The following is an 11603-nucleotide window of genomic DNA, read 5'->3' as shown; positions in this document are numbered from 1 at the left end:
CGACAAGACCGAGCAGAACAGCAACGCCGTGGTCAGCCGTTTCGACGGCGGCAGCGTCGATGTGAAAACCGCCGGTACCCTGCGCGACCAGGGCACCCAGTACAACGCCAGCAATGGCGGGGTGAACATCAGCGCCGATAAGCTGGTTGCCGATGCCGCGAGCAATACTCACAGCGGCACCGACAACTCAGTGGATGCCAAGGTCGACGTACGCGTTTACACCAAGACCGGCGAGGACGTGAACGTCGCCGGCAGCGGCGCGGGTGGCAACAGCTACAGCAGCAAGGACAGCAGCACCGCAGTGGTCGGCGGCTATGCCGGCAATCAGGGCGTGAACATCAACGTTGGCGCCGACGCGCAATTTGCCGGCAGCCATTTCGACGGCGGGCAGGGCGGTGTGAACATCACCACCGGCGGCGATCTGGCGCTGAATCAGGCCAATGACCGTCAGAGCAGCAGCGACTCCAGCCTGCGCGGCAACGGCTCGCTGACGGTCGGCACCTTGCCGGGCACCGATGGCACCAACGTCGACCTCGGCGCTGGCTTCCAGCTCGATCACACCGGCAAGCAGACCACTGACACTCAGGCCCGTGTGGCGAGCGTCAGCGGCAACGGCCCGGTGCAACTGAGCAGCGGCGGCAATCAGGTTCAGCAGGGCACGAAGATCGACAGTGCCGGCGCCATCGATCTGCACGCTGACGGCAAGCTTGATCTGCAAGCGGCCACCGATACGCACACCGCGACAGGCAGCAATCTCGGTGGCGGTTTGAAGGGCGGTGGCAGCAAGACCAGCAGTGAGAAGAGTCGTGATCAGGGCGGCAATCTGAGCGGCAATTTCAACATCGGCCGAATCAACGAAAACTCGCAAATCCTGACCGGCGGCCAGCTCAATAGCCAGAGCAGCGTCGCGTTCAGCGGTGATGCGGTGCACCTGCAAGGCACGCAAGTCGGCGCGCCGAACGTGAGCATCGATGCGCAGAGGGGCGGTTTCGTCCAGGAGTCAGCGCAGTCCAACGAGAGTCGCAACAACTGGAACGTCGCGCTGAATGCCGGCGGCAACCTCAGCAGCAAGACCCCGACCGCAGCCGATGAAAAGGCCAGCAGCGATCACGGCTTCAACGCCGGGGCCAAGGTCGGCGTCGATTACCTGCAAGGCACCACTCAGCAAAACAGCCAGATCAAGGCTGACAGCGTGGTGCTGAACAGTGGCGGTGATGCACAGCTGTCGGGTGCGCGGATCGACGCAAAAAATGTCAGCGGCAAGGTCGCCGGTGATCTGACCGTTGAAAGCCGTCAGGACTCGACGACCCAAGCCAAGGTTGATATTGACCTGGGCCTGACCGCGAAGAAAAACCCACCGAGCGACAAGGAAAAACTCGCCGGCACCGACTACAAACCGACGCTCAAGGCGCAAGGCGAATACGCGCACAAGAACAGCGTCGCGCAGGCGTCCGGTATCAGTGGCAATCAGGGTGTGAACCTTGCGGTGGGCGGCGCAACGCAGCTGACTGGCGCGCGGATTTCATCGCCTGAGGGCAAGGTGGATCTGGGCGGTTCGAAGGTCGGTAGCAGCGATCTGGTCAACCGTGACTACGGGGTGAAAGCCGGACTGGACCTGCCGCAGAAAACCGAGGAGAACGCACCGAAGGTGTCGTTCGATAACGGCAATCTGAAAGTCGGTCCGGTGACCCTGAGCGGCCATCTGGACAGTCAGACCCTGCAGGCCGGGATCGACGAAAAAGGCTGAGCATCACCGCTGTAAAAACTGTGTGCGGGCTTGCTCGCGAAGGCGGAGATTCAGTCGAAAAATTAGCTGACTGAATTGACGCCTTCGCGAGCAAGCCCGCTCGTTTTGATCTGTCGTATTACCGTGAAGATAGACGCTGCGAAACCATCGCAGGCAAATACGCAGGTCGAATATATAGATCGAAAAATGAATAGTCGTCATAGCAAAGAGTTTTAAAAAACTGTCATTTCTGACAGTTGTGAGAGTTTCCTTGAAAACTGAAGATCAGGTTCCGGTACTTCCAGCCAGATTGGTTTCGTCGGCATCCAATAAGTCATCAAGGAGATACAACAATGAGCGATATCACTTTTCCAGGCGCCATTAACGGCGTTATTAGTTGCCGTTCGACTCCACAGAACGGTGTGAAGATTAAAGTAGGTCCGCTGTCAGGCGTACAGATCGGGGCGGTATTGAAACTGGACTGGCAGGGATACAGCGATAAAGCGGGCGAGCAACCCATTCCCGGTACACAGACTTCGCTCAATCACTTTATCACCGAGAGTGACATCGCCAATGGTATTGAGAAAACCATTTATGATTGGTCAGCGCATATCAAGCCCATTAAAGATGGATCGGCGCGTGTCACCTATACCATCAATGGTGGCGGGGGGAAAAATGCACTGGTCCAGGTACGATTGTTGAATGGTGCAGGGCAGTCATGCGACGAAGTTTGAGGTGTACAAAGGCTGATTTGCACAGCAGGCGGGATCTGTCGCTAGTGCAATGTATTAATGTCACTGAAGGATCCAGAGCTGTTGGGTCGCAACAGTTCCAGATCGCGTAGCTCGGCTGCTCCTGAAGAGCCTCAGTCTCAGTCAACGCCAGTTGACTGAGACGACTTGCTGAAGGTCAGTTCGACGCCTTCGCCTTACCCGCCTTCATCAGCACGACCACCGCCAGCAGCGCGGACAGGATCGAACCCAGCAACACCCCAACCTTCACCGAATCGACCAGATGCGGCGCGCCCGGGAAGGCCAGTGCGCCAATGAACAGGCTCATGGTGAAGCCGATCCCGCAGAGCAGGGCGACGCCGTACAGTTGCAGCCAGCTTGCGCCTTGCGGCAGTTGCGCCAGACCGCTGCGAATTGCCAGTGCGCCGAGGCCGAGGATGCCGATCTGCTTGCCGAACAACAGCCCCAGCGCCACGCCCAGCGGCACTGGCTCGAGCAGGTTGCTCGGAGCAATGCCGGTCAACGACACACCTGCGTTGGCGAAGCCGAAAATCGGTACCACGGCGAACGCCACCCACGGATGCATTTTTTCTTCGAGGTACAGCAGCGGCGAGTTGTGCTCGTCTTCCGGGTTACCCAGCGGAATGCACAACGCCAGAATCACTCCGGCGAGGGTCGCGTGGATCCCCGATTGCAGCATGAAGAACCACAACAGGGCACCGGCGATCAGGTACGGCCACAGCTTTCTGACGCCGCAGCGGTTGAGGATCACCAGCAGTGCAATCACCGCCAACGAGGCCAGCAGCATGCTCACCGACAGCCCGCTGGTGTAGAAAATCGCGATGATCACCACCGCGCCCAAGTCATCGAGGATGGCCAGCGCGGAGAGGAAGATTTTCAGCGAGACGGGCACCCGTTTGCCCAGCAGCGACAGCACGCCCAAGGCGAAAGCAATGTCGGTGGCGGCGGGGATCGCCCACCCGCTGAGGGTTTGTGGATTACCCCAGTTGATCGCAACGTAGATCAAGGCCGGGACCAGCATCCCGCCCAAAGCGGCGAAACCCGGCAGCGCGCGCTGGCCCCAGGTCGATAGCTGGCCAGCGAGCATCTCGCGCTTGATCTCCAGGCCTACCAGCATGAAGAAGATCGCCATCAGGCCATCGTTCACCCAATGCTCGATCGACAGACCGGCGACTTTGATGTGCAAAGTCGAGAAGTACGTAGCCGCCCACGGCGAGTTGGCGACCAGCAGCGCGGCCAAAGCAGCGGCCATCAGAATCAGGCCACCGGCGGATTCGGCGGCGAAAAATCGCGAGAGAAAGGCCAGGGCAGAAGGCGACTCCTGGCGGGCAGGGGCAGTCTGCAGGCGTGACGGATCGTGGCTCATAGGCACAGCAACTCCGCGCGGCGGCCCGACCTGCGCTGAATTAAACCTGCCCTGCCGCGTTGTTGCGGTGGCACCCGGGCGGCATTTTACACAATAGGCGGGACGGCTGCGAAAAACTCGACGACGTGGAGCGCTGCCCGGCAATTTCTCGATACGTGGCAATTGGCTTCCTGATATGTGCTTAGCTGTGCGCCGTCCGTTTCAGCCTCTGACCCCCTATAAAAATGAAAGCAATCCCCATCGCCTTATCCGCTTTTTTATCAGTCATTCAGACCTCCCTGTCCGTTGCGGAAAATGCCAACGGCAAGACTCTCTACACACAGCGATGTGCCGTGTGCCACGGCGCCGATATCAAGGCAACCGGGCCATTGGCCAACAAAAGCAATCCGCCGACACCAGACCTGACAACCTCCGCGTTCAAGAAACGGCTCAATGATTATCCGGGCGTTATCGTGTCCTCGATCATCCTTCGTCCGAATGGCAACCTGATTCCAAAAACCTTGCGGGATAACGGCGTAAAGATCGCGCCGCACGCCTGGAGCGTTCAGGATTTTCGCGATCTGCATCAATACATGGCAGGGGTGATTACAAAAACACGCTGATCCCGGAATGAGCGGCGGCCTCGGCGTCCAAGGAATGAATTGCCGGTCTTAATAGGAAGCATTACTATTCGTGCCCCTTTCCACAGCACGCCGTCATGAACCCCATGCTGCCCCGCAGACCCGGCTTTTTCGAGCATTACGAAGAGTTGATCGGCACCTGGACCCGGCGCCTGCGCAATCGCGCGCAGGCTGAGGATCTGGCGCACGACACCTTTGTGCGGGTGCTTGAAACGGATTCGGCAGCGGTGCAGCAGCCACGGGCGTATCTGCACCAGACTGCACGCAACATCGCGGTCGATGGTTATCGGCGTGAGGACCGGCGGGGTGCCATGGAGTCGCAGGCGATCGATCACAGTGAGTCGTCAACCGGCGACCCGGAGCATTACATGCATGCGATCCAGCTGGCCGACTCCATTGAACGGGCGCTGCAGGAGCTGCCGCTCAACTGCCGCAGGATTTTCGTCTGGCAGAAGATCGAAGGGCTGACCCAGGCGGAAATCGCCGAACGCCTGGGGCTGTCCAGAAACATGGTCGAAAAGTATATGATCCGCACCCTGCGGCACCTGCGCGATCGTCTCGACGGCATGCAGTCATGAGCGCCCGCCGCTTTTCATCCCCAGCCCGACAGGACATTCCATGATGGATACCCGTGATTGCGCGTGCGGGCAAACAACGGTGCGTGATGAAGCGGCGCGCTGGTTTGTGCGTTTGCAGGATCCAGCCACCAGCGCCGAGGAACAGCAGCGCTTCGACACCTGGCTGAACCAGCATCCGCAGCACCGTGACGAATTTCAGTTGCTGCAAGGCTTGTGGACCGCAGCCGATCTGCTGCCGGCACCGCGCCTCAAGGCACTTGCCGACACTGCGCCAACCCGCCGCGAACGGCGCCCGCTGCTGCGCTACGCCGTGGCCGCGAGTGTGCTGGCGGTGGCGCTCGGCCTCGGTCTGTTCAGCGGTTTGAACCATCCTGCCGGTTACCGCGCCGAATTCGCCACCGCGCTCGGTGAGCGCAAGCACGTGGCCTTGCCGGACGGTTCGGTGATCGATCTCAATAGTCGCAGCCGTCTGCAGGTGCGCTATGAAAAGGATCGGCGGCTGATCGAACTGTCCGAAGGCGAGGCGATGTTCAGCGTCGAGCACGACACCTCGCGACCGTTCGTGGTCGAGGCCGGCAGTGGCAAGGTCACGGTCACCGGCACCCGCTTCGATGTGCGCCGCGACGCCACGCAAACCCGGGTCGCGGTGGAGCAGGGCACGGTCAAGGTGCAGGGGCGCAACGCGCCGGACAATCAATTCATCAACCTGACCGCAGGCCTCGGCACCCACATCGATGCCGAAGGCAAAGTCGCGACGGCCTATGCGGTCAATCCTGCCGAGCTGACGGCCTGGCGCAGCGGCAAACTGGTGTTCAACGACGCCAGCCTCAGCGAAGTGGCGGCGGAAGTTTCGCGTTACCGTGACAAGCCACTGACGGTCAGCAACCCGGCCGTGGCCAGTCTGCGCCTGACCAGCGTGTTCAAATCCGACAACACCGACGCCTTGCTCAAGGCCCTGCCAAACATCCTGCCGGTGGCCGTTCGCACCCATGCCGATGGCAGTCAGGAAATAATTTCAAAATAAAATTCAGGTTTTTTTCGAGTTCATCGTCTTCCTGTTCAACTGCAACTGGTTTGCATTAACAGACGCACACTCTTGCGATCCACAGGACTACGTTCGACGTGAAAAACACCTCAGCCAACAACAAAAAATCCCCTTGGTTACCGCTGGCCCTGGCGCTGGCGGTCAACGCTGCCATGCCACTGGCGTATGCCGCCGACGCCATTCATATCCGCGCCCAGCCGCTGGGCCAGGCCCTGAGCGAACTGGGTCAGCAAACGTCGCTGCAAGTGTTTTTCAGCCCCGATCTGGTCGCCGGCAAACAGGCACCAGCGGTCGATGGCGATATTTCCCCGGAGCAGGCTCTGCGCCAGTTGTTGCAAGGCAGTGGCCTCGACTATCAGATCAACGAAGGCTCGGTGACTTTGGCTCCGGCCGCAACTGCCGCCAGCAATGGCCCACTGGAACTGGGCGTGACCGACATCAAAGTGGTCGGCGACTGGCTAGGCGATGCCGACGCCGCCGTGGTGCAGAACCATCCGGGTGCGCGCACGGTGATCCGCCGCGAAGCGATGGTCGAGCAGGGCGCGATGAACGTCAGTGACGTGCTCAAGCGCGTACCGGGCGTGCAGGTGCAGGACTCCAACGGCACCGGCGGCAGCGACATTGCGCTGAACGTCGGCGTGCGGGGCCTGACTTCGCGCCTGTCGCCACGCTCCACGGTGCTGATCGATGGCGTGCCGGCTGCGTTTGCGCCGTACGGCCAGCCACAACTGTCGATGGCGCCGATCTCCTCCGGCAACCTGGACAGCATCGACGTGGTTCGCGGCGCCGGATCCGTACGTTACGGGCCGCAAAACGTCGGCGGGGTGATCAACTTCGTCACCCGCGCCATCCCGGAAAAAGCCACCGGGGAAATCGGCACCACCCTGGAAACCACCCGCTACGGCGGCTGGAAGCACATCGACACGGCGTTTCTCGGCGGTACTGCCGATAACGGCATGGGCGTGGCGCTGCTGTACTCCGGGGTCAACGGCAACGGTTACCGCGAACGCAACAACGGCAACGACATCGACGACGTGCTGCTCAAGACCCATTGGGCGCCGACCGATCAGGATGATTTCAGCCTCAACTTCCATTACTACGACGCCAGCGCCGACATGCCCGGCGGCCTGACGCAGAAGCAGTACGACGACAAACCGTACGACTCGGTGCGCGATTACGATAACTTCAGTGGCCGGCGCAAAGACGTGTCGTTCAAGTGGATCCGCCAGATCGACGAGCGCACCCAAGCAGAAATCCTCACCTACTACACCGACAGCTTTCGCGGCAGCACCATCGCCGCCCGCGACCAGAAAACCCTCAGCTCGTACCCGCGTTCCTACTACACCCTGGGCGTCGAGCCGCGGGTGTCGCGGGTGTTTGATGTCGGCCCGACCACTCAGGAAGTCAGCGTCGGTTATCGCTACCTGAAAGAAGCGATGCACGAGCAGTCGAGCCGTCTGGCGCTGGTCAACAATCAGCCGGTGGTCACCCCGACCTCTGACGGCCATGTGTTCCAGGACCGCACCGGTGGCACCGAGGCCAATTCGGTGTACGTCGACAACAAGATCGACGTCGGCAACTGGACCATCACCCCCGGCATTCGCTTCGAGCACATCAGCACCGACTGGCATGACCGCGCCGTGCTCGACACCGCAGGCAAACGCGTGCCGGAGAAAAACCGCAGCATCGAAAGCAACGAACCGCTGCCGGCGCTGAGCGTGATGTATCACCTGTCGGATGCGTGGAAACTGTTCGCCAACTACGAAACTTCGTTCGGCAGCCTGCAGTACTTCCAGCTCGGTCAGGGCGGCTCGGGTGATCAGACCGCCAACGGTCTGGAGCCGGAAAAGGCCAAGACCTACGAGATCGGCACGCGCTACAACGATGACGTGTGGGGCGGGGAAGTGACGCTGTTCTACATCGACTTCGATGACGAACTGCAATACATCAGCAACGATGTCGGCTGGACCAACCTCGGCGCGACCAAGCACCAGGGCATCGAGGCGTCGGTGCATTACGACATGGCCGCGCTCGACCCGCGCCTTGACGGGCTGACCGCCAACGCCGGTTTCACCTACACCCGCGCCACCTACGAAGGCGAGATTCCTGGTTTCAAGGGCCGTGATCTACCGTTCTATTCGCGGCAGGTGGTGACCGTGGGCTTGCGTTACGACGTCAATCGCTGGACCTACAACATCGACGGTTTCGCCCAATCGAAACAGCGCTCGCCGGGCACCGGGGTCAACGCCGATGGCAGCTTCAACGGCAACTACATCACCGAAGGCACGGCCGACGGGCAGTACGGCGACATCCCGGGGTACGTGACCTGGAACGTGCGCGGCGGTTATGACTTCGGGCCGCAGGTGTCGAACCTGAAGCTCGGCGCCGGGGTGAAAAACATCTTCGACAAGCAGTATTTCACCCGATCCAGCGACAACAATTCGGGGATGTATGTCGGTGCGCCACGCACGTTCTTTGTGCAGGCCAGCGTCGGTTTTTAAGGCTTAAGAGCAAAAGATCGCAGCCTGCGGCAGCTCCTACATTGGAATGCGTTTCCTGTAGGAGCTGCCGCAGGCTGCGATCTTTTTGCTTCAGACTTTCAGCACCTTCCCGCCGATGGCGACTGCCACCAACAGCACCGCCATCAACCCGAAAGCAAAACTCAAACTGCTGGCATGGGCGACAAAACCGATCACCGCCGGCCCTGCCAGAATTCCCGCGTAACCCAGCGTGGTGATTGCCGGCACCGCGATGCTTTCCGGCATCACCGTCTGCTTGCCCACCGCCGTGTACAGCACCGGCACGATGTTCGAACAGCCGGCGCCGACCAGCGCATAACCCAGCAGCGCGGCTTCCCAGCTCGGGGCGAAGGTCGCCAGAAACAGACCTGCCGCCGCCAACAACCCGCCGAACAGAATGATCCGCGTGGCCCCGACACTGCGCACGATCCGGTCACCCAACAAGCGTCCCGCCGTCATGGTCAGGGCAAATGCGGCGTAACCCAAGCCCGCATACGCCGTGTCGATCCCGCGTTCCTGCGCAAGGAACACTGCGCTCCAGTCCAGCGCTGCGCCTTCGGTGAGGAACACGATGAAGCACATCCCGCCGATGAACAGCACGATGCCGTGGGGAATCGCGAACGCCGGCCCGGAACTTTCACTGCCGTAGGGCAGCATGTGCGGCACCGCTTTGAACAGCGCGCCGATCAACACCGCCACCACCACCAGCATCGCCGCCAGCGGCGTCAGGCCGAGGCCAAGCAAGGCGCTGACACCGGCCGCGCCGACAATCCCACCAAGGCTGAACAGGCCATGAAACCCCGACATCATGTGCTTGCCGCTGGCCCGCTCGACGATTACCGCCTGCAGGTTGACGGTCGAATCCACCGTGCCCAACCCGGCGCCGAACATGAACAGCGTGGCGATCAGCGCCGGTATCGACGACACCGTCGCCAGCAACGGCAGTGCCGCGCAGATCAGCAAGGTGCCGCCGGTGGCGACTTTGCGGCAGCCAAAGCGCGTGGCGAGAATCCCCGCCAGCGGCATCGCCAGAATCGAACCGACCCCCAGGCACAGCAGCAGAAGGCCCAACGTACCCTCATCGAGTCCGGCGCGGGCCTTGGCGTACGGCACCAGCGGCGCCCACGCGGCAATGCCGAGCCCGGCGATGAAAAAAGCGATGCGCGTCGACATCTGTTGCAGGCGTCCGGGGACGAAGGTGTCTTGGGGGTTGAGGCTGGTCATATCGATCCTTGGCAAAAAACGTCGCGTCCCCGAATGACCATGATCGCGCGTCGAGGTTCGATCGCAGGTCTCGGGGCAGGTGCAACCGACATCCTAACCTGTGGCAGCGAGCTTGCCCGCGATTGCGGTGTACCAGGCAATGAATATGGCGGCTCACACACCGCTTTCGCGAGCAGGCTCGCTCCCACAGGATTTGTGAGCGCCGGTCATCCAATGTAGGAGTGAGCCTGCTCGCTATTGCGCAGGTTCAGGCGATGAGATTGGTGGCTGACACGCCGCCTTCGCGAGCAAGCTCGCTCCCACGGGTTTTTGCACAGAACCGGGCATTTGTGAGCGCCGGTCATCCAATGTAGGAGTGAGCCTGCTCGCGATTGCGCAGGTTCCGACGATGAGATTGGTGGCTGACACGCCGCCTTCGCGAGCAAGCTCGCTCCCACGGGTTTTTGCACAGAACCGGGCATTTGTGAGCACCGGTCATCCAAGGTGGGAGCGAGCCTGCTCGCGAAGGCGGTGTATCAGCTAATCAATTTGGCGGCTGATGCACTGCTATCGCGAGCAGGCTCACTCCTACAGAGGATCGCGGTTTACAGTGGTTGCTTCGACAAGGGGAGTGAGGCCGGTGATGACGCAGTTCTACGATGCGCGAGGCAATATTTACGGGGTGGTTTCGCCGCAGAGGCTTCGCGCGGCGGGGATCGATTTGCCGGTCAGCGCCGCGCAGTGTGCTGTGTCGAGACTGGCATGGAGTCAGGCTGCGATAGCGCTTTGTTGCGACTGGCCCGAAGGGCAGCGCCCAGCGGGGAGCAAATCGCATCGCAGCGATGGTCTGTTGATCGGCCCGTTTCAGCCGGCGGCGCCATTTGATGTGTTGATCGTCAACACCGACGGCACCTTGGCCGAACGCAGCGGCAACGGCCTGACGATCTTTTCCCAATCGTTGCTCGAGCAGGGGCTGATGCCCGCAGAAGGCGCGTTGCTGCGGGTGCATCACGACAAAGGGGACGCTGTGGAGACCTCGGTCAAACCGGCTGAAATCGAAGGTGTCAGCGGCTTCTGGCTGGACCTCGGTCAACCGGGCTTCGGGCCGTCGGCGGTGGATGCGCAGAATATTGAAAGTCGTGAGTTCAACGGGCGTGAAGTGAGCCATGTAGAACCCTTGGCCCAGCTCGATCCCGCGTGGCAGCACAGCCAGTTCGTGCGTATCGGCAACCCGCATTGCGTGACGTTGTTGACCGACGTTGCCCAACTGCCGGGCAACTCAAAAATGCGTGAATCGCCTTGGGCCGAAGGCCTGACCCGAATCGCCTACGCGATGCCGACGGGCGCCGGCCAGCCATGCCCGGCGGGCGTCAACCTGCAATGGGCCGCGCTTGAGTTTGCGCAGCGCATCGTCGCCCGGGTGTTCGAGCGTGGCGAAGGGCCGACGGCGTCTTCAGGCACCAGTGCCAGTGCGGTGGCGTGTGCGGCATGGGCGGTGGGTTGGGTGGCGAGCGGCGAAGTGCACGTCGTCATGCCGGGCGGGACGGCGCCGGTGTTGCTTGAAGAAGAGCAGGGCGAATTGATGCGGGTCAGGCTGTTTGGTACGGCGCGATTGATGGACTGAACCGGCAATCGCCTTCGCTGGCAGGCCAGCTCCCACAGGGAAATGCATACCCCTACAGGATCAGGAGCATTTTGTAGGAGCTGCCGTGTTGTGGTCGAATTTTTTTAGACCATGATGTAGGAGCGTCGATTTAAGGAAGCATCATGGGATATCGGGTTGTCACGTCAGAG

The 11603-nt window shown here is 61.1% G+C and carries 9 protein-coding genes; 7 read left to right on the top strand and 2 right to left on the bottom strand.

Annotation, left to right across the window (positions count from 1 at the left end; genetic code table 11):
* Window positions 1–1747: hemagglutinin repeat-containing protein (locus DBR18_RS00900; protein ID WP_177482332.1), on the top strand; the 1747-nt coding region annotated here is incomplete at its 5' end.
* 332 nt (window positions 1748–2079) lie between these two features.
* A complete protein-coding gene (locus DBR18_RS00895; RefSeq protein ID WP_108588917.1) occupies window positions 2080–2460 on the top strand; it encodes a hypothetical protein in 381 nt (126 codons plus the stop codon).
* 175 nt (window positions 2461–2635) lie between these two features.
* On the opposite strand, the gene nhaA is transcribed toward DBR18_RS00895, so the two are convergent.
* Entirely contained in the window at window positions 2636–3844 is a 1209-nt protein-coding gene (gene nhaA / locus DBR18_RS00890) for a Na+/H+ antiporter NhaA (RefSeq protein WP_108588916.1), read from the bottom strand.
* 224 nt (window positions 3845–4068) lie between these two features.
* Here nhaA and DBR18_RS00885 point away from each other — a divergent pair, with 224 nt between their 5' ends.
* The 4 genes from DBR18_RS00885 (at window position 4069) to DBR18_RS00870 (ending at window position 8588) form a co-directional block, all read left to right on the top strand.
* The gene (locus DBR18_RS00885) at window positions 4069–4446 is read left to right on the top strand and encodes a cytochrome c (RefSeq protein ID WP_108588915.1); all 378 of its coding nucleotides are present in this window, start codon (window positions 4069–4071) and stop codon (window positions 4444–4446) included.
* A 95-nt stretch (window positions 4447–4541) separates the two neighbouring features.
* Window positions 4542–5042 carry a sigma-70 family RNA polymerase sigma factor gene (locus DBR18_RS00880; RefSeq protein WP_108588914.1) on the top strand — a complete coding sequence of 167 codons (501 nt, stop codon included), beginning with the start codon at window positions 4542–4544 and terminating at the stop codon, window positions 5040–5042.
* A 40-nt stretch (window positions 5043–5082) separates the two neighbouring features.
* On the top strand, window positions 5083–6066 hold the full coding sequence (locus DBR18_RS00875) for a FecR family protein (protein WP_108588913.1): 984 nt from the start codon (window positions 5083–5085) through the stop codon (window positions 6064–6066).
* A 98-nt stretch (window positions 6067–6164) separates the two neighbouring features.
* Window positions 6165–8588 carry a TonB-dependent receptor gene (locus DBR18_RS00870; protein ID WP_108588912.1) on the top strand — a complete coding sequence of 808 codons (2424 nt, stop codon included), beginning with the start codon at window positions 6165–6167 and terminating at the stop codon, window positions 8586–8588.
* A 90-nt stretch (window positions 8589–8678) separates the two neighbouring features.
* On the opposite strand, the gene DBR18_RS00865 is transcribed toward DBR18_RS00870, so the two are convergent.
* A complete protein-coding gene (locus tag DBR18_RS00865) occupies window positions 8679–9830 on the bottom strand; it encodes an MFS transporter (RefSeq protein ID WP_108588911.1) in 1152 nt (383 codons plus the stop codon).
* A gap of 622 nt (window positions 9831–10452) precedes the next feature.
* Here DBR18_RS00865 and DBR18_RS00850 point away from each other — a divergent pair.
* Window positions 10453–11433: a diaminopimelate epimerase gene (locus tag DBR18_RS00850; RefSeq protein ID WP_108588909.1), complete on the top strand. Its 981-nt coding sequence runs from the start codon at window positions 10453–10455 to the stop codon at window positions 11431–11433.
* Window positions 11434–11603 lie beyond the last annotated feature (170 nt).

Origin of the sequence: Pseudomonas sp. HMWF021 (assembly GCF_003061005.1) — a bacterium.
Taxonomy (GTDB): Bacteria; Pseudomonadota; Gammaproteobacteria; order Pseudomonadales; family Pseudomonadaceae; genus Aquipseudomonas.
This window is presented reverse-complemented; position numbering and strand designations above follow the sequence as displayed.

What these genes read in the sequence shown, in the direction of transcription:
- DBR18_RS00895 (WP_108588917.1), top strand. Translation starts at nt 2,080, where the DNA reads ATGAGCGATATCACTTTTCCAGGCGCCATTAACGGCGTTATTAGTTGC.
- nhaA (WP_108588916.1), bottom strand. Translation starts at nt 3,844, where the DNA reads ATGAGCCACGATCCGTCACGCCTGCAGACTGCCCCTGCCCGCCAGGAG.
- DBR18_RS00885 (WP_108588915.1), top strand. Translation starts at nt 4,069, where the DNA reads ATGAAAGCAATCCCCATCGCCTTATCCGCTTTTTTATCAGTCATTCAG.
- DBR18_RS00880 (WP_108588914.1), top strand. Translation starts at nt 4,542, where the DNA reads ATGAACCCCATGCTGCCCCGCAGACCCGGCTTTTTCGAGCATTACGAA.
- DBR18_RS00875 (WP_108588913.1), top strand. Translation starts at nt 5,083, where the DNA reads ATGATGGATACCCGTGATTGCGCGTGCGGGCAAACAACGGTGCGTGAT.
- DBR18_RS00865 (WP_108588911.1), bottom strand. Translation starts at nt 9,830, where the DNA reads ATGACCAGCCTCAACCCCCAAGACACCTTCGTCCCCGGACGCCTGCAA.
- DBR18_RS00850 (WP_108588909.1), top strand. Translation starts at nt 10,453, where the DNA reads ATGACGCAGTTCTACGATGCGCGAGGCAATATTTACGGGGTGGTTTCG.